Origin of the sequence: Vogesella indigofera, assembly GCF_028548395.1 — a bacterium.
Lineage (GTDB): Bacteria > Pseudomonadota > Gammaproteobacteria > Burkholderiales > Chromobacteriaceae > Vogesella > Vogesella indigofera_A.
Genome location: NZ_JAQQLA010000010.1, coordinates 17,922 through 38,000, shown reverse-complemented (window position 1 = coordinate 38,000; position 20,079 = coordinate 17,922). Strand labels below are relative to the sequence as shown.

The window sequence follows — 20,079 nt, the reverse complement described above, 5'->3', positions numbered from 1 at the left end:
GTTTACAAGTAGTAAATGAGCATTCCGAAGCCGTTTTTAACGCGGTATCGCCGAAGCGCAGCAGATCGTGAACAGGTTCTCAGATCTGGTAGTCGCTGCCGGGGCATAGCTGCTGGATGGCGATGTGGGTGGACAGGTGCAGGCGGCCGTCAAAGCGCACCGCCAGCCCGGCGCGCTTGCACACGTCCAGTACCGGGCCCTTGACCTCGGCCAGGTGCAGGCGGATGCCGCGCTCGGCGAGGCCGTCGTCTAGTCGCTCCAGCATCGAAAGTGCAGTCATGTCGAGGCGATTGACCGCGCTCATCACCAGCAACAGGCTGTGGCTGTCCGGGCTGGCGGCGGCCAGCTGCTGGATGGCATTGCCGACGTGGCGGGCATTGCCGAAGAACAGGCTTTCGTCGACGCGCAGCAGCAGCACGCCGGGCAGCGGCTCGGTGTGGTAGCGCAGCACGTTGCGGAAGTGCTCGGTGCCGGGCACCCGTCCCAGCACCGCGATGTGCGGCCGGCTGCTGCGCATCAGCCACACCGACAGCGAGATCACCACCCCGGCGACGATGCCGGCATCGACGCCCAGCGCCAGCACCAGCAGGAAGGTGACGGCAAACGCCACCGCGTCGGCGCGTTCGGTGCGCCACGCGGCACGCAGCGTGCGGAAATCGATCATCACCGCCACCGAGGCGATGATGGTGGCGGCCAGCACCGCCAGCGGCAGATTGGCCAGCAGCGCGGTGGCGGTGCTCAGCAGCAGCACCATCAGCGCGGCGGTGATCAGCGACGCGAGCTGGGTATTGGCGCCGGCGTCGGCATTGACCACCGAGCGGGTCAGGCCGCCGGTGACCGGAAAGCCGCCGCTAAGGCCGGCGCCGAGATTGCACAGCCCCAGCGCCAGCAGCTCGCGGTCGGGGTCGATGCTTTCGCGCCGCGGCGCGGCCAGCATCTGCGCCACCGACAGGCTCTGCACGTAGTTGATCAGCGCGATGAAGAAGGCCGGCATCACCAGCGGCGCGAGGCCCAGCGACGGCAAGGCCGCCAGCCGCAGCGACGGCAGCCCGCCGGGCACCACGCCGACCACCGGCAGCCGCGACTGCCAGCCGGCCAGCGTCACCGCCAGCAGGCCGCCGAGCACCACCAGCATCGGCGCGGTGCGCGACAGCGTGCGCGCCACGCCGGCGGCCAGCCCCAGCGCGTGCAGCAGCGGCGCCAGATAGCGCCGCGCCAGCACCAGCAGCAGCAGCGCGACGAGCCCCAGCAGCAGCGCCAGCGGATTGAGTGCCGCGACATGGGTGAGGAAGGCCTGCGCGATGTCCGGCAGGCTGGCGCCAGCGGCGCGGAAGCCGGCCAGCGGCGCCAGCTGCGACAGCACGATCAGCAGCGCCGAGGCGGCGGTGAAACCGGCCAGCACCGGCTGCGACAGCGCGTCGGCGAGGAAGCCGAGGCGCAGCAGGCCGAACAGGAACAGCATGGCGCCGGACAGCAGCGCCAGCCAGATGGCGGCCAGCAGGTAGTCGTCGCTGCCGGCTGCGGCCAACCTTGACAGCGTCGCCGCCACCAGCAGCGAGGTCACCGCCATCGGTCCCACCGACTGCGCGTGGCTGCCGCCGCTGAACGCGTACAGCAGCAGCGGCAGCAGGCTGGCGTAGAGGCCGGCCTCCGGCGGCAGGCCGGCCACCAGCGCATAGGCCAGCCCCTGCGGCACCAGCAGCAGGGTGACGATCACCCCGGCGCTGACATCGCCGGGCAGGTCGGCGCGGCGGTAATGGCGCAGCCAGCGCGGCAGCCAGCTCATCGCGACAGCACTTTGTCCAGCGGCCGGAACAGCAGCATGCCCGCCACCATCGCCAGCACGAACACCAGCCCCGGCCACTGCAGGCTGCCCACCAGCACCAGTCCCGGTCCGGGACAGATGCCGGCGATGCCCCAGCCGATGCCGAACAACACGCTGCCCAGCACCAGCCGCGGCGTGATGCCGCTCTTGCCCGGCAGGTGGATGGGCGCGCCCGACCACGACGGCAGCTGGCGCTGGCTACGCGACTCGGCGATGCGGAACAGCGGCAGGCCGACGGCGATGGCGCCGCCCATCACCAGCGCCAGCGACGGATCCCAGGCCCCGGCGAGATCGAGGAAACCGATCACCTTCTGCGGATTGCTCATCCCCGACAGCAGCAGGCCGACGCCGAACAGCAGGCCGATGGCGAACGCCTGCCCTGCTTGTGCATGATGTTTCATCTTGTTCTCCTCACGCCAGCAGGTGGCGCAGCAGGTAGACCGCGGCAAAGCCGGCGCCCATGAACGACAGCGTCGCCACCAGCGAGCGCGGCGACAACCGCGACAGGCCGCAGACGCCGTGGCCGCTGGTGCAGCCGGAGGCAAAGCGGGTGCCGATGCCGACCAGCAGCCCGGCCAGCAGCAGCTGCGGGGTATCGACCATCATCTTGACCGCCGGCAGCTCGCCGCGCAGCAGCAGGTACAGCGCCGGCGCCAGCAGCAGGCCGCCGACAAAGGCGGCGCGCACGGCGCGGTCCGGCGCACCGTCGACCAGGCCGCCGAGCAGGCCGCTGATGCCAGCAATGCGTCCCAGCCCCAGCGCCATCCACGCCGCGGCCAGCCCGATCAGCACGCCGCCGGTCAGCGCCGCCAGCAGTGCGGATGGATCCCAGATGATGTTCATGGTGTGACTCCTTGATCAGGGTGACGGCGGTTTCGGCCCCGCGTCGTCGGCACAAAACAGGCTGTGCAGCGTGCCGAGGATGGCCATCGCCTCCTGGCTGGCTACACTGTAGTAGATCCACTTGCCCTCGCGCCGGGTGTTGACCAGCGCCTCGTTGCGCAGCACGCCCAGCTGCTGCGACAGCGTCGGCTGGCGGATGCCGGTCAGCCGTTCCAGCTCGGACACGCTCTTCTCGCCGTCCACCAGCTGACACAGCAGCAGCAGCCGGTCTTCGTTGGCCAGGCTCTTCAGCAGGCTGGTGGCGCGTGACGCGTTGTCATGCAAGATGCTCAGATCCATGGTTGATACTTCCTCCTGTCTGTCTTGTTATTTTATCGCAGCGCGTTTTTATTATATTTACAAATATAATGTAACGCAATATATTGAAGGCACTACCTGTCCTGTCACGAGGAGTCACGATGAATCCCCAAGTCCACGCCAGTTTCGATCCCGTCACCTGGACCATCAGCTATGTGGTGTACGACCAGCGCGGCGGCCATGCGGCGATCATCGACCCGGTGCTGGACTACGATCCCAAGTCCGGGCGCACCGCCACCACCGCAGCCGACCGGCTGCTGGCCTTCGTGCGCGAGCAGCAGCTGACGCTGGACTGGATCATCGAAACCCACGCCCACGCCGACCACCTGTCCGCCGCCGCCTATCTGAAACAGCAGCTGGGCGGCCGCATCGCCATCGGTCAACAGATCGACGGCGTGCAGCGCGTGTTCAAGGGCATTTTCAATCTCGAAACCGGCTTCGCCACCGACGGTCGGCAATTTGACCACCTTTTTGCCGATGGCGACACCTTTGCCATCGGCCAGCTGCAGGCGCAGGTCATCGCTGTGCCCGGTCACACGCCGGCCGACATGGCCTATCACATCGGCGACGCGATCTTTGTCGGCGATACCCTGTTCCTGCCCGATGTCGGCACCGCGCGCTGCGACTTTCCCGGCGGCAATGCCGCGGCACTATACCGCTCCATCCGCCGGCTGTTGTCGTTTCCTGACCACACCCGGCTGTTCATGTGCCACGACTACCCGCCGGATGGCCGCGCGCCGCAGTGGCAGTGCACGGTGGCGGAGCAGCGCGCGCACAACATCCACGTCCACGACGGCATCAGCGAGGCCGACTTCGTGCAGCTGCGCGAGGCGCGCGACGCGACGCTGGCGATGCCGGTACTGATCCTGCCGGCGATCCAGGTCAATATCCGCGCCGGCCAGCTGCCGCCGGCCGAGGACAATGGCACCGCCTACTTAAAGATTCCGCTGAATCTGCTGTAAACTGCAGTCATCGTGATGACATCGGGCGCACAGCGACCCGTACCCTAATGGACCCCTACCCCTTACCCCCGGCACCGGCGCGACTTGTGCACGAACGCGGCGTGCCGGCCTTCGGCATGTACCGCGGCACCGTCGAACAACTGTCGTGGCAGGCGCTGAAGGCGCCGCTGGCCAAGCAATTGACGCGCCAGCTGCACCACAAGCGCTGGCAATACGCCGCCATCGGCCACGCCGACTTCTTCATCGGCGTGGCGGTGGTCGATACCGGCTGGTGCGGCAGCGCCTTTGCCTACCTGTTCGACCGCCGCCGCCGCGAGCTGGTCGCCAGCTTCAGCAGCAACGGCCTGCCCCTGGTGTCCACCCGCATCGAAAACCGCAGCTTTGGCGACGCCACCTTCCGCCAGGGCAAGAACTGCATCGCCTTCCGTCGCGCCGACGGCCGCCTGGAGCTGACCGTCAACACCCCGGCGCTGCGGCTGGCGGCACACATCGCGCTGCCGGCGCCGCACAGCGTGATGGCCGCCATCGCCCCCGCCAACTGGCTGGCGCACGCCACCCACAAGAGCAGCGCGCTGCCGATCAGCGGCTTTGCCGACTGCGGCGGCCGGCAGCTGGCGCTGGATGACGCCATCGCCAGCCTCGACGCCTCCAACGGCCTGCTGGCGCGCGACACCGCGTGGCGCTGGGCCAGCGCCCACGACCACCGCATCGGCTTCAACCTGCAGCAGGGCTATATGGGCGACGCCGAGAACGCGGTGTGGCTGGACGGCGTGCCGCACCGCGTCGGCCCCGCCCGCTTCGACTTCGATGCCGCGCAGCCGCTGGCACCGTGGCAGATCTACACCGACGACGGCGCGGTGGCGCTGACCTTCACCCCGGAAGGCGCGCGCCAGCACGACCAGGACCTGCTGATTGCCGCCAGCCGCTACCTGCAGCCGATCGGCTGTTTCAGCGGCCGCATCATCCATCCGCACACCGGCGTCGCGCACCCGGTGTCGCAGCTGCTCGGCATCACCGAAGACCACCACTCGCGCTGGTAGCGCCCGCCTGCAGCCAACGTTGGCCGCAGGCGGCGAACGCTGCGCCGCGCCGCCTGTCTCATAACGCAGGGAGCAGCCGTCCGCCGGCTGCAGCCGCGGCCGTCCCGCTGCGGCGCCTTGCCTGGAGTGCGGCCAACCATGTTCGACAAGATCCTGATCGCCAACCGTGGCGAAATCGCGCTGCGCGTGCTGCGCGCCTGCCACGAGCTGGGCATCAAGACGGTGGTGGTGCACTCCGAAGCCGACCGCGACACCAAGTACGTGAAGCTGTCCGACGAGTCGGTGTGCATCGGCCCGCCGCCGGCGGCGCACAGCTACCTGCACATCCCGGCCATCATCGCCGCCGCCGAGGTCACCCGCGCGCAGGCTATCCATCCCGGTTACGGCTTCCTGTCGGAAAACGCCCACTTCTCGCAGTGCGTGGAGGAATCCGGCTTCGTGTTCATCGGCCCGCGCGCCGACACCATCCGCCTGATGGGCGACAAGGTGTCGGCGAAGCAGGCGATGCTGGCCGCCGGCGTGCCGTGCGTGCCCGGCTCCGACGGTGCACTGCCGGACAACGACAAGGCGGTGCTGAAGATCGCCGCCAAGATCGGCTACCCGCTGCTGATCAAGGCCGCCGCCGGTGGTGGCGGCCGCGGCATGCGCGTGGTGCGGCACGCCGACGAGCTGCTGGCGGCGATGCAGACCACGCAGCGCGAGGCCGAGGCCGCCTTCGGCAACGCCTGCGTGAACCTGGAACAATACCTGCCGGCGCCGCGCCATATCGAGATCCAGATCCTGGCCGACGAGCACGGCAACGTCGTGCACCTGGGCGAACGCGACTGCTCGCTGCAGCGCCGCCACCAGAAGGTGATCGAGGAGGCGCCCGCCCCCGGCATCAGTGCCGCCCAGCGCAAGAAAATCGGCGAGGCCTGCGCCGACGCCTGCCGCCGCATCGGCTACCGTGGCGCCGGCACCTTCGAATTCCTGTACCAGGACGGCAAGTTCTACTTCATCGAGATGAACACCCGGGTGCAGGTGGAGCACCCGGTGACCGAGATGATCACCGGCATCGACATCGTGCAGGAGCAGATCCGCGTCGCCGCCGGCCTGCCGCTGCGCTTCAAACAGCAGGACATCGTGCTGCGCGGCCACGCGATGGAGTGCCGCCTCAACGCCGAGCACGCGTTCAGCTTCCTGCCATCGCCGGGCTGCATCGAGCACTACCATCCCGCCGGCGGCCCCGGCATCCGCATCGATTCGCACATCTACCAGGGCTATCACGTGCCGCCGCACTATGATTCGATGATCGGCAAGCTGATCGCCTACGGCGACGACCGCGCGCAGGCGATGGCGCGCATGCGCGGGGCGCTGCGCGAGCTGTCGATCAGCGGCATCGACACCAATATCCCGCTGCACCAGCTGCTGCTCAGCGACCCCGGCTTCATCGCCGGCAGCACCAGCATCCACTATCTGGAACAATGGCTGGCCGCCCGCCAAGCACCGACACAAGGATGAGAACGATGCCCGACGACACGCTGCAACTGCGCCCGGCGCACCCCGACGATGCCGCCGACCTCGCCCGTCTCAGCGGCGAGCTGGGCTATCCCGCCAGCGCGGCACAACTGCGACAGCGCCTGGCCACACTGCTGGCGGCACCGCAACAGCACTTCGTCTGCGTCGCGCAGTGGCAGGGGGAAACCTGCGGCTGGATTCACGGCTTTGTGCGGCCGTTGCTGGAGTCCGACACCTGCGTCGAGCTGGGCGGTCTGGTCGTGGCGGCGAAACAACGCGGCCACGGCATCGGCAGCGCGCTGCTGGCGGCATGCGAGCAGTGGGCGAAAACGCAGGGCATCCACCAGCTCGGCTTGCGCAGCGCCGAGCACCGCCAAGATGCGCACCGCTTTTACCGGCAGCACGGTTATGTCCATGTCAAAACCTCGCTCACGCTGCGCAAAACCCTGGCATCAGACAACGCCCCCCGCTGACAAAGCCGGCACGAGACCGTCGCCAAAACCCGTGGTAGCATGGCGCCCGACCCCGATAGAGCAAACATACCAATCCCGTGACCCTGCCTGCTACCCGCGGGCAAACTTCAAGACAGGAGAACACCATGGGCCTGCTTAACAGCTTGCTGGAACACAACCGCGCCTTCGTCGAAGCGCGCGAATACGAGCAATTCACCACCGACAAATTCCCGGACAAGAACCTGGTCGTGCTGTCCTGCATGGACGCCCGCCTGGTGGAGCTGCTGCCCAAGGCGATGGGGCTGAAGAACGGCGACTTCAAGCTGATCAAGAACGCCGGCGCGCTGGTCACCCACCAGTGGGGCTCGGTGATGCGCAGCCTGCTGGTCGCCGTCTACGAGCTGCGCGCCGAGGAAATCTGCATCGTCGCGCACCACGACTGCGGCATGCGCGCCATCGATCCGAACCGCATCCTGAGCCATGCCCAGGAACGCGGCGTGTCGGCGGACACCATCGCCACCCTGCGCGGCGCCGGCATCGACCTCGACGCCTGGCTGAAGGGCTTCGACAACGTGCAGGACAGCGTGCGCCACACCGTGGCCACCATCCGCAGCCACCCGCTGATGCCGAAAGACATCCCGGTGCACGGCCTGGTGATCCACCCGGCCACCGGCGCGCTGGACCTGATCGTCGATGGCAACCAGCCCGGCTGAGCACCCGCCACGCATCGGCGTGTTCGGCGGCACCTTCGACCCGCTGCACGCCGCCCACCTGCGCCTGGCGCGCGCCTTTCGCGACGAACTGGGGCTGGACGAAGTCAGGCTGATCCCGGCCGGCCAGCCCTACCATCGCGACCGTGCCCCGCACGCCAGTGCCGCGCAACGGCTGGCGATGCTGGACGCGGCGCTGGCGGAAGAAGCGCCGGGGCTGGTCAGCGACGACCGCGAAGTGCGTCGCCCGCGCCACGCCTACACCGTCGACACCCTGCAGGAGCTACGCGACGAGCTGGGCGATAACGCCGAGCTGTGGTTCCTGATCGGCGGCGATTCGCTGCAACAGCTGCACACCTGGCAACGTTGGCCGCAGCTGCTGCAACTGGCCAACCTCGCCGTCGCCATCCGTCCCGGCTTCGACGCCGGCCGCCTCGATGCGGCGGTGGCGGCACGCTGGCAGGCGCGGCAAGTATCTGATTTTTCAAATCGAACGCCTTCCGGTACAATCCGCGCCTTGGACTTGCCGCCCATCACCCTCTCTGCCACCGCCATCCGCCAGCAACTGGCGGCGGGGCAGGACTGCAGCGCGCTGCTGCCAGCGGCGGTGCTGGCCTATATCCGCCAGCACCGGCTATACCGCTAGCCGGGCAGCGCAACACGCGGCGGCAAGCAGGATTTGCACTGGCCGGCGGTTGCCGGCCATTCGCTCTTTTGCGGGACCTCTGGCCACGCCGGGCGCTGACGCGTCGCCACGTCCCCTGACACCGAATATCAAGGATGCACATGGAAGTTCAAGAAATCGTCAAACTGGCCATCAACGCGCTGGAAGACGTTAAAGGCAAAAACATCGTCTCGCTGGACACCAGCAAGCTGACCTCGCTGTTCTCGCACCTGATCGTCGCCACCGGCGACTCCAACCGTCAGGTGAAGGCGCTGGCCAACAACGTGGCGGTGGATCTGAAGGCCGCCGGCGTCGAGCTGGTCGGCACCGAAGGCCACGAGAGCGGCGAATGGGTACTGGTCGATGCCGGCGACGTGGTCATCCACGTGATGCTGCCGGCGGTACGCGACTACTACGACATCGAGGCACTGTGGGGCGGCCAGAAGCCGTCGTTCGTGCCGGTCGGCGGCCGCCCGTGGGACGCCACCGCGGAGTAAGCCCCGCCCTGCCGTGACCGCAAGCGCACCGCCCAGGCGGTGCGTTGTGCTTTGCAGCCAACCTTTTGCACCTATAGCCCTGCCATGAAAATTACTCTGCTGGCCGTCGGTACCAAGATGCCGCGCTGGGTGGACGAAGCGTTCAACGACTACGCCAAGCGCTTCGGCCGCGACATCAGCTTCGAGCTGAAAGAGATCAAGCCGGAGAAGCGCGGCGGCGGCGTCACCGCCGAGAAAGGCATCGCCGCCGAGCACGAGCGCCTGGTGGCGGCCATCCCGCCGCGCAGCAAGCTGATCATCCTCGACGAGCGCGGCAAGAACTGGACCTCGGTGCAGCTGGCCGGCGCGATGAAGGAATGGATGGCCGGCGGCGACGACATCTGCATCGTCATCGGCGGCGCCGACGGCCTGTCGGCCGAGCTGAAAGCCCGCGCCGACATCATGCTGCAGCTGTCGGCGATGACGCTGCCGCACGGCATGGTGCGCGTGCTGCTGGCCGAGCAGCTGTATCGCGCCTACTCCATCCTCAACAACCACCCCTACCACCGCGAGTAAGTACGCCCGTTGCGGCCAACGTTGGCCGCCGCCTCACGCCGCCAACGCGCCGGCGTCGGTTGCCAGTGGCGGCTATCCCCAGCGCTGGCGGGCGCGGCGGCACTGCTCGCTGCCCTCGTGCAAGTCGCGGCAGGCGCGGCGGCGCCGTCGTCGTCGTCAAGTGCGGGCAGCACCTGGGTCGCGGCCGCGCCACAGGACCACGTCGCCGGCCGCCAGCTGCGACATTTTGCCGCATTCCCGCCCGTGCCGGCGGCGCCTAGACTGGCGTCCTGTTTCCCCATACCGGACCGACCATGAAATCCCTACTCCTCGCCCTCGGCCTGCTGCTTGCCTGCGGCACCACCCTCGCCCACGTCACCCTGGAAAGCCGCGACGCCGTTGCCGGCAGCAGCTACAAGGGCGTGCTGCGCCTGCCGCACGGCTGCAACGGCAGTGCCACCACCAGTGTACGCGTGCAACTGCCGGACGGCTTCCGCCTCGCCAAGCCGATGCCCAAGGCCGGCTGGCAGCTGCAGACGGTGCGCGCCGCGGTGACGCCGTTCGACAACCACGGCCAGACGGTGCGCGAGGACGTGCGCGAGATCGTGTGGTCCGGCGGCCAGCTGCGCGACGATTTCTACGACGAATTCGTGTTCCGCGGCACCCTGCCCGACCGTGCCGGCGAAACCGCCTGGTTCAAGGTGATCCAGCAGTGCGGCGCGCAGGAAATCCGCTGGCAGCAGCTGCCGCAGGACGGCGGCAACGGCGAGTTTCCCGCCACCGGCGTCAAGCTGCAGAGCGCACCAGCGGCGGTGCATGTGCACTAACGCTTAACAATCGCAGCGGCGGCGAGCGGTCGCCGCTATTTGTCGCATTTAATTTAAACACTTTTACAACAAATCTAATGAGAGCCGATCCCGGGCATCGCCCTGCCCCTGCTCGACATACGCCATTGACATAAAAAAGACCACTGCGCCAGCGACTTCGTTACTGGAAAATGGCCACTTCACTCAGTAACATGAAGGTATCGCTCCTTCACCCTGAGCCTGAGTTCTTTACATCATGACGAACCGCCTGTTACTGACCATCGTGCTGCTACTGGCCACAAGCCCGGTGCTGGCACTCGGTCCCCAGCCTGCTGATGATTTCCTCGCCGACGCGGTGCGCCCCGGTCTCGGTGCCACCCTCAGCTTCGATGCCCAGCCGGAACCGCCTCCGGCACCCGAGTCACGCGGTGACGCGGTACCGGCCGTCAAGACCCCGGCCTACAACCGGCAACAGGCGGCCCTGTTCAGCAAGCTGATCAATCAGGTGGCGCGCGAGCACAAGCTGGATCCGCAACTACTGCACGCCATTGTCACCGTCGAATCCGGCTACAACCCGGTGGCGACCTCGCCCAAGGGGGCACAGGGCCTGATGCAGCTGATGCCGGACACAGCCGCCCGTTTCGGCGTCAGCAATCCGGCCGACCCGCTGCAGAGCCTGCGCGGCGGCGCACGCTACCTGCGTTTCCTGCAGGGTCACTTCAAACAGGACATGACGCTGGTGATCGCCGCCTACAACGCCGGCGAAGGCGCGGTCGGCAAATACCGCAACACCATCCCGCCGTATCGCGAGACCCGCGAATACGTGGCCAAGGTGCTGGCATCCTACGAGTCGCGCGCCGGCCAGCCGCTGGTGCCGGTACGCCAGCCACGCTTCCAGCTGATCCTGCCGCCACCGATGTTCCCGCTGTAAGGCGGCCGGCCACCACATGCAAAAGCCCCTGTCCGTGGACAGGGGCTTTTGCTTGGCCGGCGCGTCGCAACTCAGCGTGCGGCGAGACTGGCGGCCAGCCGTTTCAGGCTGTGCCAGGCGTCGCCCTGCGCCACGCCCTTGATCTGGCGGTCGATGCGCGCGCACTCGGTCAGTGCCTGCATCAGCCGCGCGCCGCCGATGCGTTTCAGCGCCGGCTCCGCCAGCCGCTGCTTGTCGCCCCACAGCCGCAATTCATTGGCCATGTCGCGCACGCCGCGGCCGTCCTTCAGGCCGCGCCCGAGCTTGATCAGCATGCGCACGTCCTCGGTGAACGACCACAACACCAGCACCGGCGCCTCACCCTCCGCCTCCAGCCCGTCCAGCATGCGCGCGGCGCGCGCCACGTCACCGGCCAGCCAGCTTTCCGACAGGTGAAACACGTCGAAGCGCGCCACGTTGGCCACCGCGTCGCGGATATCGGCCAGGCTCAGCTCGCCCTGCGGGTACAGCAGCGCGAGCTTGTCGATTTCCTGCTTCGCCGCCAGCAGATTGCCCTCGACCCGGTCGGCAAAGAAGCTGGCCGCGTCATGGTTCAGGGTCTGGCCCTGGCGCTGCAGCCGCCGCGCGATCCACGCCGGCAGCTCGTGGCGGCCCACCGGCTTGGCCTCGGTGATCACCGCGCTCTTTTCCAGCGCGGCAAACCACTTGCTCTTCTGCTGGCTGCGGTCCAGCTTCGGCAGTTGCAGCAGGGTGATGGTGTCCGGCGGCGGGCTGGCGGCCAACCTTTGCAGCGCCTCGCCGCCCTCCACCCCCGGCTTGCCGCCGGGAATGCGGATTTCCAGCAGCTTGAGGCTGGCAAACAGCGACACGCTGCTCATCGCGTCAGTCAGCTGTGACCAGTCGAAATGCGCGCCCTCCACCGTCAGCACCTCGCGCTCGGCATAGCCGGCCTGCCGTGCCCGGCTGCGCAGTGCGTCGGCGGCCTCCAGCGCCAGCAGCGCTTCCTCGCCGTGGATCACGTACAGCGGCGCCAGAGTGCGCGCCAGCTGCGTGATAAAGGCGTCAGGGCTTAATGCTGGCATTGCCCGGTTTCGGCAGGTAGGCAAGACGGTGCATCAGCTGCTCGGCGGCATCGCGGCGCATGTCTTCCAGCAGCAAGGCTTCCTCGCGCTCCTTGCCCAGCACCGCGCTGTCGCTGTAGCTCAGCTCGCGGCGCACCACCACCGTCAGCGGCAGGGGCAGCTCCTCGCCCTTGCGCTGCACGCTGGCCTCGACACGGTAGGTGAGCAGGTATTCGTTGACCTTGCCGCCACGGTTGATGGTCAGGATGTCTTTGGCATTGGCGGTGCTCTCGATAGTCAGCACCACATCGGCGTCGGCGGCACGGCTTTGCAGCTGCACGCGACCGTCGCGCTGCAGCGCGCTTTGCAGCGGCTCGGTTAGGCTGCCCGCCTGCTGGATGGCGATACTGGCAAACGGCAGCGGTGTCAGCGGTGCCGACAGCCCGCGCAGGTGAAAGCCGCAGGCGCTCAGCGCCAGCAGGGCGCCGGCCAGCAGCGTGCTCTTGATCAGTCGGTTCATACGACACTCCGGTGTGCGCCGCTGTGAAAACGCGGCTGACGGGCATACCGTCAGCCGCCTTGTTGCGTTGCGGCGCGTAGCTAGCGGGATTAAACGACGATGTTCACCAGGCGACCCGGCACCACGATGATCTTCTTGGCCGGCTTGCCTTCCATGAACTTGATCACGTTGTCGTGCGCCAGCGCCGCGGCTTCGATCACGTCCTTGCCGGCGTCGGCGGCGACGGTGACGCTGCCGCGCAGCTTGCCGCACACCTGTACCATCAGCTCGATCTCGCTCTTCACCAGCGCCGACTCGTCCACCTGCGGCCAGGCCTGCGCCAGCAGCTCGGTGCCAGGCTGCAATTCGCTCCAGATCGCCTCGGTGATGTGCGGCACGATCGGCGACAGCAGCACGGTGACCGCTTCCAGCACTTCCTGCGCCACGGCGCGGCCAACGTCACCGCTGGTATCGGCCTTATCAAAGGTATTGAGCAGCTCCATCACCGCGGCGATGGCGGTGTTGAACTGCAGGCGGCGACCGTAGTCGTCGGCCACTTTCTGGATGGTGCTGTGCAGCTTGAAGCGCAGCTCCTTCTGGCTGGCATTCAGCTCGCCACCGGTATAGGCGGTGGTGATGCCGGCGGCGACATGCTCGCGGCTGAGTTTCCACAGCCGTTTCAGGAAGCGGAACGCACCCTCCACGCCGGCGTCGGACCATTCCAGCGACTGCTCCGGCGGTGCGGCGAACATCATGAACAGGCGCGCGGTGTCGGCGCCGTAGTTTTCGATGAATTCCTGCGGGTCCACGCCGTTGTTCTTGGACTTGGACATCTTCTCCACGCCGCCGACCACCACCGGCTGGCCGTCGACGCGGTGAGTGGCTCCGGTGATCTTGCCCTTGGCGTCACGTTCCAGCACCACGTCCTGCGGCGCGATCCAGTCTTTCGAGCCATTCGGCAGGTCGCGGTAGAAGGTCTCGCAGATCACCATGCCCTGCGTCAGCAGGCTCTTGAACGGCTCGTCGCTGTTCACCAGGCCTTCATCACGCATCAGCTTGTGGAAGAAGCGCGCGTACAGCAGGTGCAGGATGGCGTGTTCGATGCCGCCCACGTACTGGTCCACCTGCAGCCAGTAGTTGGCCGCATGCTTGTCCAGCATCGCGGTGTCGCACTGCGGGCTGGCGTAGCGCGCGTAGTACCAGCTGGACTCCACGAAGGTGTCCATGGTGTCGGTTTCGCGCTTGGCGGCGCCACCGCAAGTCGGGCAGGTGGTTTCGTAGAATTCCGGCATCTTGGCGAGCGGCGAACCGGCGCCATCCGGGATCACGTTTTCCGGCAATACCACCGGCAGCTGCTCGGCCGGTACCGGCACGTCGCCGCAGCACGGGCAGTGGATGATCGGGATCGGGCAGCCCCAGTAGCGCTGACGGCTGATGCCCCAGTCGCGCAGGCGGTACTGGGTCTTGCGGGCGCCGGCATCTTTGGCTTCCAGATCGGCGACGATGGCGTCAAAGGCGGCGGTAAAGTCCAGGCCGTCGTACTTGCCGCTGTTCACGGTGGTGAGGCCTTCCTTGGCGCCGTACCAGTCTTGCCACTGGCTGGCGTCAAAGTTGTCTTCGCCGGCGGCCGGAGCGTACACCTGGGTGATCGGCAGGCGGTACTTGTTGGCAAACTCGAAGTCGCGCTCGTCGTGCGCCGGCACAGCCATCACCGCGCCTTCGCCGTAGCCCCACAGCACGTAGTTGGCGATCCACACCGGCAGCTTGGCGCCGGTCAGCGGATGGATGACGAACAGGCCGGTATCGACGCCCTTCTTCTCCATCTTGGCGACGTCGGCCTCGGCCACCGAGCCGGCCTTGCACTCGGCGATGAACGCCTGCAGTGCCGGGTTGCTTGCTGCCGCCTGCGTCGCCAGCGGGTGCTCGGCGGCGACGGCGACGTAGGTGGCCCCCATCAGCGTGTCCGGACGGGTGGTATACACCTTCATCACGCCGTCGTGGCCGATGCTGTCCTGGTCGTAGGCAAAGGACACGTCGGAGCCGAAGCTCTTGCCGATCCAGTTGCGCTGCATGGTCTTCACCTGCTCCGGCCAGCCGTCCAGCTTGTCCAGGTCATTCAGAAGCTCGTCGGCGTACTTGGTGATGGCGAAGTAGTACATCGGGATTTCGCGCTTTTCCACCAGCGCGCCGGAGCGCCAGCCCCGGCCGTCGACCACCTGCTCGTTGGCCAGTACGGTCTGGTCTACCGGGTCCCAGTTCACCACACCGTTTTTCTTGTAGATGATGCCCTTCTGGAACAGGCGGGTGAACAGCCACTGCTCCCAGCGGTAGTAGTCGGGCTTGCAGGTGGCCAGTTCGCGCTCCCAGTCCAGCGCGAAGCCGAGGCTGTCCAGCTGCTTTTTCATGTACTCGATGTTGGCGTAGGTCCACGCCGCCGGCGCGCCGCCGTTCTTCATCGCCGCGTTTTCCGCCGGCAGGCCGAAGGCATCCCAGCCCATCGGCTGCAGCACGTTGAAACCCTGCGCCCGCTTGAAGCGCGCCAGCACGTCGGTGATGGTGTAGTTGCGCACGTGGCCCATGTGCAGCTTGCCGGACGGGTACGGGAACATCGACAGCGCGTAGTATTTCGGGCGAGTGGTGTCTTCGACGGCTTTGAAGGCGGCGGTAGCCTGCCACTTCTGTTGGGCGGCGGCTTCAAGCTCGCGCGGGCTGTATTGTTCTTGCATGGAGATCTCTAGGCGCAAAAAAGCGTGAAAATTCAATCGCAACATTATAGCGGCGAGTTGCCATCGCCGCGAAGGGCTGCACGGAAAAGGTTGGCCGCAGCGCCGGCCTAGGGCCTGTTAGAGACCCTAACTCTGACGCAGCAGGCCGAGCAGCATCTCGCTGGCCATCACCACCATCAGCAGCGCAAAGCCCTTTTTCAGCTTCGCCACTGGCAGCGCGTGGGCGGCGCGCGCGCCCAGCGGTGCACACAGCACCGTCATCAGCATCAGCGCCAGCATCGCCGGCAGATAGATGAAGCCGAACGCGCCCCACGGCAGCCCCGGCGTCTGCCAGCCGGCGGTCAGATAGCCCAGTGCGCCGGACACCGCGATCGGCCAGCCCAGCGCGGCGCTGGTGGCGATGGCGGTATGCATGCGCACATTACACCAGCCCATGAACGGCACGCTCATCGAACCGCCTCCGATGCCGACCCAGCTCGACACCATGCCGATCACGCCGCCGGCGGCACTCTGCCCGGCGATGCCCGGCAGCTCGCGGCTGGCGGCTGGCGCCGCGCCGAAGAACATCTGCGCGCCGATCACGTAGGCGTAGATCACGAAGAACCAGCGCAGGCCGTTGCTGGGAATCCAGCCGGCCAGCAGGCTGCCGATGAAAGTGCCGACCATCATCGCCGGCGCCATACCCCGCACGATCGCCCAGTTCACCGCACCCTTCTTGTGGTGCGCGCGCACGCTGGCAATGCTGGTGAACACCATCACCGCCAGCGAGGTGCCCACCGCCAGATGCTGCACGTAGTTGCCGCCGAGGCCGGCGGCATCCAGCACGCCGACCACCACCGGCACGATCACCAGCCCGCCGCCGACCCCGAGCAGGCCGGCGAGAAAGCCGGCGACCACGCCGCAGGCCAGCAATACCGCAATCAGCGTCAACGACAACATCAGAGCAGGTTCTCCATCAGGTAATGCCATTGCTGCGGCGTCACCGGCGTGATCGACAGCCGGTTGCCGCGCTGCAACACAGTCATCTCCAGCAGCGCCGGATGCTGGCGCAAGACGGCCGGCGACAGCAGCGCGGTCTTGCACACGAAGCGCACGTCGACGCACTGCCAGCGCGGCTGCTCGGGGCTGGACTTGGGATCGAAATACGGGCTGGCGGGATCGAACTGGCTGGAATCGGCGTGCACGGCGCCGACCACCTCGGCGATGCCGGCAATGCCCGGTTGCGGGCAGGACGAATGCCAGAACAGCAGCTGGTCACCCGGCTGCATCTGGTCGCGCATGAAATTGCGCGCCTGGTAATTGCGCACGCCGGTCCACTCGAACGCGCGCTCGGGGTTGGCCGCGAGGTGGTCGATGCCCACCTCGTCCGGCTCCGACTTCATCAACCAGTACGCCATGCCTGTCCTCCGCTGCCGGTGCTCGCCACCGGGTGCGATGTCATATAATGCGACATCCCCTTCCCTCCCACCATCCAGAAGAGACAATGTCATGAAAACAGTCCTGCTTGCCAGCCTGACGCTACTACTTGCCGCCTGTACCATCAGCGGCCCGCGCGTGTCGGTGAAACCGATCGAAATCAAGCCGCTGGAAATCGAGATCGGCGACGGCCATCGCGGCAGCGGTTCGTTCTGCCCGCCGGGCCAGGCCAAGAAAGGCAACTGCCGCTAAGCGGCACCGCGCCGGCAACCGCCGGCCGCATTACGCCGGCGCCGCCAGGCGTCGGTAACGGATGAGGCCGGACTCGGTCAGCAGGTAATCCAGCTGCACGTCCCACGCCTCTTTCGGCACCGCCGCCACCCGCTGGCAGTCGAAGGCGACGCCGACCAGCAACGGCCGCCGCCAGCGGCGAAAACCGTTGAGATAAGCCAGCGTGGTGTCGTAAAAACCTCCGCCCTGCCCCATGCGATAACCCTGCTCATCCACCGCCAGCAGCGGCACGAACAGGATCTCCAGATCGCGCGCACGCCAGTTGGCGCCGTCAAACTCCGGAATGCCGTAGCGGTTGTGATACCAGCGCCCGCGCGCATCCAGCACCGAAAACAGCATCTTGCGGCCGCGCTGCGGCAGCGCCGGCAAGGACACGCGGCAGCCGTGCGCTAGCGCACGCGCCATCAGCGCGTCCAGTCCCAGCTCCGAGCCGGTAGCGACATAGGCACCGATGCGGCGGCCATGGCGGAAAAACCGGCGGGCATGACGGCTGATCGCCTGTTCGGCGTGATGGCGTTGTGCGGCAGGAATGGCTTTGCGCGCCTGGCGAATCTCGCGGCGCAAACGCGCCTTGTCAGCGGCAGCAGAGGATGTCATGGGCGGAAGGGGGAGTCCCCCGCGAGAGTCGATCGGGCCGAATTCGCTTGTACCCTGTTTCCAGGGGGGGTCGCCGGCCAGTAGCTTCGGGCACATCTGCAAAGGGACGCGACACACCTGCTACTCATGCTGACAACCATAAGCGAACGCATTGGTACAAAGGAATTATGGGCCGTCTCGAACACCGCAGGGGATTGAACGGATATTCGTTTAGAACAGGTTTTGCTGGCTCTGGCGTAACGCCTCGTCAGCGGCCTCGCTCATGTGTTGTATTTTACGCCTGATTGTCGCCATCTCCAAGCCACCATCGCCAACTTTTACTTTCAGCAGGTCGTGGGCGATGTTGAGCGCGGCCATGATTGCGATCTTGTCGGCGTCGACGATGCGGCCGCCGCTCTGGATCGCCTGGATCTTGTCCGCCAGCAGCCGTACCGCCTGCTCCAGCGTATCGCGCTCTTCCAGCGGCGTGCCGATGGTGAACTGACGCCCGAGCAGGGTCACATCTACCTGTACGATCTCGCTCATTCGGCATCCTCCTGCGGCAGGCGCGTCATCAGCGCGGCAACGCGGTGGCGGGTTTCCTCCAGCGCGAATTTCATTTCGGCATTTTCCTTCATGGTCTGCGCCAGCACCTCGGCGAAGCGGCCATTCTGGTTTTCCAGCTCGTGGATACGCGCAATCAGCGCCACCACACGGCCTTCCAGATAATCGAGTTCTTGTTCCATAGCGGCGAGGATAGCCAAGGGTAGTGGAGGCGTCAAACCGGGTCTGCCACCGTCGCCCGGCACGGGCGCCCAGCGCAGCGACCGCCAGATTTTACGTCCTGCCGCGCAACGATGTCAGCAAGATATGCCGCGCCGCAGCGAAATGGCCGCGCCGGCCTCAACCCGCCGGCAAGCGCTGCCGCGCAGCATCGATCTGGCGGCACAGCTGGCGGGCGCCGTCGGCCAGCCGCGGGCCGGGGCGGCTGATGCTGTCCTCGGCCAGCAGCGACAGGTTGCCGAGCGCCACCGCCGGCAGTTGCGGCCAACGTTGCCAGTACGCCAGCTGCCGCGCCTCGAACGCCAGGATCAGCTGCGGCCGGCGCGCCAGCACCACCTCGACGCTGACCTGCGGCGCCGGCACTGCGGCATCGGCAAACACGTTGCGGCCACCACACAGCTGGATCAGGCTATCGACAAAACTGTGGCGGCTGACGCTGAACAGCGGCGTGTCGCCGACCTGCACAAAGGTGCTCACCGACCGCGCCGCAGCGTAGTGCTGCCGCAGGCTGGCGAATTGCTGCTCGAAGCGCACCGCCTGTTGTGCCGCACCGCGCTGTTGGCCGCTGAGGCTGCCCAGCGCGCGCATTTCGCGGGCGATGTCGGCCACGCTCTGCGGCGCGCTGATATACAGCGGAATGCCCAGCGCGCGCAGCCGCGCCAGCTCGCGCGGATGACCGCCGTCGCGCCAGGCCACCACCAGCTCGGGGCGCAGACGCAGGATCGCCTCCAGGCTGATGCCGCTATAACTGCCGACGCGCGGCAGCTGCCTGGCGGCCGGCGGATGGTCGCTGTGCTCGACCACCGCCACGATCTGCGCCGCGGCGCCGATCGCGTACAACGTCTCCACCGCGTGCGGCACCAGCACCACAATGCGCCGCGCCGGCGCCGCCAGCGTCACCGTCTGCCCCAGCCCGTCCGTCACCGTCAGCTGCGCGACGGCCGGCAGCACCCAACCCAGTGCCAGGACAATGGCCGCCAGCCGTCTCACGCCGGCGCCTTCAGCGGCAAAGGTTGGCCGCACGCCACCAGCGTCACCCGCCGGCACAGCGCGGCGATGTCCTGGTTCAGCCGCCCCAGCTCGTCGACGAAGTGGCGGGTCTCGGCGCCGAGCGGCACCACGCCCCAGCCGATCTCGTTGCTGACCAGCAGCACCGCGGCCGGCGTCGCAGCCAACGAATCCAGCAGCGCGCTGCGTTCGCGCTGCCAGGCGTCGGCCTGGAACTGGCCGTCGGCGTCGAAAAAGCGCATCAGCCACATGCCGAGGCAGTCGACCAGCAGCAGGCTGCCGGCCGCCCCCTGCGCCACGATCACCGCCGCCAGCCCCGGCCCGGCCTCGATCAGCCCCCAGGCCGCCGGACGGCGCTCACGGTGATGGGCGATGCGCGCGGCAAAGCTGTCATCGTCGCGCCGCTCGGCGGTGGCGACATACAGCACCGGCCTGTCATGGGCCAGCGCCAGCTGCTCGGCGTAACGGCTCTTGCCGCTGCGGGCGCCGCCGGTGATCAGATGCGTAGTCATGTTCGCTCCTGCTGGAAATCAAAAACGACCTGCCCGACTGGCGGGCAGATCGTGTTGTGTTACACACACCGAGACGACGCCCGACGGGC

25 protein-coding genes are annotated in these 20,079 nt (G+C 67.2%); 11 read left to right on the top strand and 14 right to left on the bottom strand.

What is annotated here, in order from left to right:
- Window positions 1-79: 79 nt before the first annotated feature.
- From PQU89_RS15005 to PQU89_RS14990, 4 genes are read right to left on the bottom strand one after another with little or no spacing between them, the layout of a single operon-like run.
- Window positions 80-1,786: a SulP family inorganic anion transporter gene (locus PQU89_RS15005; RefSeq protein ID WP_272766528.1), complete on the bottom strand. Its 1,707-nt coding sequence runs from the start codon at window positions 1,784-1,786 to the stop codon at window positions 80-82.
- Window positions 1,783-2,226, bottom strand: coding sequence for a DUF6691 family protein (locus PQU89_RS15000; protein ID WP_272766527.1), 444 nt, complete (start codon window positions 2,224-2,226; stop codon window positions 1,783-1,785). Before PQU89_RS15000 ends, PQU89_RS15005 begins: the two co-directional genes overlap by 4 nt.
- Before the next feature lie 10 nt (window positions 2,227-2,236).
- Complete coding sequence (locus PQU89_RS14995; RefSeq protein WP_272766526.1) at window positions 2,237-2,668, bottom strand: YeeE/YedE family protein; 432 nt, start codon at window positions 2,666-2,668, stop codon at window positions 2,237-2,239.
- Between the two features lie 15 nt (window positions 2,669-2,683).
- Window positions 2,684-3,007, bottom strand: a complete 324-nt coding sequence (locus tag PQU89_RS14990) for an ArsR/SmtB family transcription factor (RefSeq protein WP_047967982.1) — start codon at window positions 3,005-3,007, stop codon at window positions 2,684-2,686.
- 119 nt (window positions 3,008-3,126) lie between these two features.
- On the opposite strand from PQU89_RS14990, the gene PQU89_RS14985 reads away from it, so the two are divergent.
- From PQU89_RS14985 to PQU89_RS14940, 10 genes are all read left to right on the top strand, one after another.
- Complete coding sequence (locus tag PQU89_RS14985; RefSeq protein WP_272766525.1) at window positions 3,127-3,987, top strand: MBL fold metallo-hydrolase; 861 nt, start codon at window positions 3,127-3,129, stop codon at window positions 3,985-3,987.
- Window positions 3,988-4,073: 86 nt separating this feature from the next.
- The gene (locus PQU89_RS14980) at window positions 4,074-5,027 is read left to right on the top strand and encodes a DUF2804 domain-containing protein (RefSeq protein ID WP_272766524.1); all 954 of its coding nucleotides are present in this window, start codon (window positions 4,074-4,076) and stop codon (window positions 5,025-5,027) included.
- 138 nt (window positions 5,028-5,165) lie between these two features.
- The gene (gene accC, locus PQU89_RS14975) at window positions 5,166-6,527 is read left to right on the top strand and encodes an acetyl-CoA carboxylase biotin carboxylase subunit (protein ID WP_272766523.1); all 1,362 of its coding nucleotides are present in this window, start codon (window positions 5,166-5,168) and stop codon (window positions 6,525-6,527) included.
- A 5-nt stretch (window positions 6,528-6,532) separates the two neighbouring features.
- The gene (locus tag PQU89_RS14970; RefSeq protein ID WP_272766522.1) at window positions 6,533-6,997 is read left to right on the top strand and encodes a GNAT family N-acetyltransferase; all 465 of its coding nucleotides are present in this window, start codon (window positions 6,533-6,535) and stop codon (window positions 6,995-6,997) included.
- A 125-nt stretch (window positions 6,998-7,122) separates the two neighbouring features.
- Window positions 7,123-7,689: a beta-class carbonic anhydrase gene (locus PQU89_RS14965; protein ID WP_272766521.1), complete on the top strand. Its 567-nt coding sequence runs from the start codon at window positions 7,123-7,125 to the stop codon at window positions 7,687-7,689.
- On the top strand, window positions 7,670-8,332 hold the full coding sequence (nadD, locus tag PQU89_RS14960; RefSeq protein ID WP_272766520.1) for a nicotinate-nucleotide adenylyltransferase: 663 nt from the start codon (window positions 7,670-7,672) through the stop codon (window positions 8,330-8,332). The genes PQU89_RS14965 and nadD overlap by 20 nt, the downstream gene beginning before the upstream one ends.
- Before the next feature lie 140 nt (window positions 8,333-8,472).
- Window positions 8,473-8,847: a ribosome silencing factor gene (rsfS, locus tag PQU89_RS14955; RefSeq protein ID WP_272758572.1), complete on the top strand. Its 375-nt coding sequence runs from the start codon at window positions 8,473-8,475 to the stop codon at window positions 8,845-8,847.
- 84 nt (window positions 8,848-8,931) lie between these two features.
- Window positions 8,932-9,402, top strand: coding sequence for a 23S rRNA (pseudouridine(1915)-N(3))-methyltransferase RlmH (gene rlmH / locus PQU89_RS14950; protein WP_272766519.1), 471 nt, complete (start codon window positions 8,932-8,934; stop codon window positions 9,400-9,402).
- A 293-nt stretch (window positions 9,403-9,695) separates the two neighbouring features.
- The gene (locus PQU89_RS14945; RefSeq protein WP_272766518.1) at window positions 9,696-10,208 is read left to right on the top strand and encodes a YcnI family copper-binding membrane protein; all 513 of its coding nucleotides are present in this window, start codon (window positions 9,696-9,698) and stop codon (window positions 10,206-10,208) included.
- A gap of 235 nt (window positions 10,209-10,443) precedes the next feature.
- Entirely contained in the window at window positions 10,444-11,118 is a 675-nt protein-coding gene (locus PQU89_RS14940; RefSeq protein WP_272766516.1) for a lytic transglycosylase domain-containing protein, read from the top strand.
- A 71-nt stretch (window positions 11,119-11,189) separates the two neighbouring features.
- Here the strand turns inward: PQU89_RS14940 and holA are convergent, their stop codons facing one another.
- The 5 genes from holA to PQU89_RS14915 all read right to left on the bottom strand — a co-directional run bounded on the left by holA (window position 11,190) and on the right by PQU89_RS14915 (window position 16,801).
- Window positions 11,190-12,200, bottom strand: a complete 1,011-nt coding sequence (holA, locus tag PQU89_RS14935) for a DNA polymerase III subunit delta (protein WP_272766515.1) — start codon at window positions 12,198-12,200, stop codon at window positions 11,190-11,192.
- The gene (locus PQU89_RS14930) at window positions 12,181-12,699 is read right to left on the bottom strand and encodes an LPS-assembly lipoprotein LptE (protein ID WP_272766514.1); all 519 of its coding nucleotides are present in this window, start codon (window positions 12,697-12,699) and stop codon (window positions 12,181-12,183) included. The genes holA and PQU89_RS14930 overlap by 20 nt, the downstream gene beginning before the upstream one ends.
- 89 nt (window positions 12,700-12,788) lie before the next feature.
- The gene (gene leuS, locus PQU89_RS14925; RefSeq protein ID WP_272766513.1) at window positions 12,789-15,404 is read right to left on the bottom strand and encodes a leucine--tRNA ligase; all 2,616 of its coding nucleotides are present in this window, start codon (window positions 15,402-15,404) and stop codon (window positions 12,789-12,791) included.
- 126 nt (window positions 15,405-15,530) lie between these two features.
- Window positions 15,531-16,343, bottom strand: coding sequence for a sulfite exporter TauE/SafE family protein (locus tag PQU89_RS14920; protein WP_272766512.1), 813 nt, complete (start codon window positions 16,341-16,343; stop codon window positions 15,531-15,533).
- Window positions 16,343-16,801, bottom strand: coding sequence for an EVE domain-containing protein (locus PQU89_RS14915; protein ID WP_272766511.1), 459 nt, complete (start codon window positions 16,799-16,801; stop codon window positions 16,343-16,345). The genes PQU89_RS14920 and PQU89_RS14915 overlap by 1 nt, the downstream gene beginning before the upstream one ends.
- A gap of 91 nt (window positions 16,802-16,892) precedes the next feature.
- On the opposite strand from PQU89_RS14915, the gene PQU89_RS14910 reads away from it, so the two are divergent.
- On the top strand, window positions 16,893-17,072 hold the full coding sequence (locus PQU89_RS14910; RefSeq protein ID WP_047967998.1) for a hypothetical protein: 180 nt from the start codon (window positions 16,893-16,895) through the stop codon (window positions 17,070-17,072).
- A 30-nt stretch (window positions 17,073-17,102) separates the two neighbouring features.
- Here the strand turns inward: PQU89_RS14910 and PQU89_RS14905 are convergent, their stop codons facing one another.
- The 5 genes from PQU89_RS14905 to cobU form a co-directional block, all read right to left on the bottom strand.
- Window positions 17,103-17,708 (bottom strand): 5-formyltetrahydrofolate cyclo-ligase, encoded by a 606-nt coding sequence (locus tag PQU89_RS14905; RefSeq protein WP_272766510.1) that lies wholly within the window; start codon window positions 17,706-17,708, stop codon window positions 17,103-17,105.
- A gap of 210 nt (window positions 17,709-17,918) precedes the next feature.
- Window positions 17,919-18,233 (bottom strand): cell division protein ZapA, encoded by a 315-nt coding sequence (locus PQU89_RS14900; protein ID WP_047968000.1) that lies wholly within the window; start codon window positions 18,231-18,233, stop codon window positions 17,919-17,921.
- Window positions 18,230-18,433 (bottom strand): hypothetical protein, encoded by a 204-nt coding sequence (locus PQU89_RS14895; protein ID WP_047968001.1) that lies wholly within the window; start codon window positions 18,431-18,433, stop codon window positions 18,230-18,232. Before PQU89_RS14895 ends, PQU89_RS14900 begins: the two co-directional genes overlap by 4 nt.
- A gap of 157 nt (window positions 18,434-18,590) precedes the next feature.
- Window positions 18,591-19,460, bottom strand: a complete 870-nt coding sequence (locus tag PQU89_RS14890) for a cobalamin-binding protein (RefSeq protein WP_272766509.1) — start codon at window positions 19,458-19,460, stop codon at window positions 18,591-18,593.
- On the bottom strand, window positions 19,457-19,990 hold the full coding sequence (cobU, locus tag PQU89_RS14885) for a bifunctional adenosylcobinamide kinase/adenosylcobinamide-phosphate guanylyltransferase (RefSeq protein WP_272766508.1): 534 nt from the start codon (window positions 19,988-19,990) through the stop codon (window positions 19,457-19,459). Before cobU ends, PQU89_RS14890 begins: the two co-directional genes overlap by 4 nt.
- Window positions 19,991-20,079 lie beyond the last annotated feature (89 nt).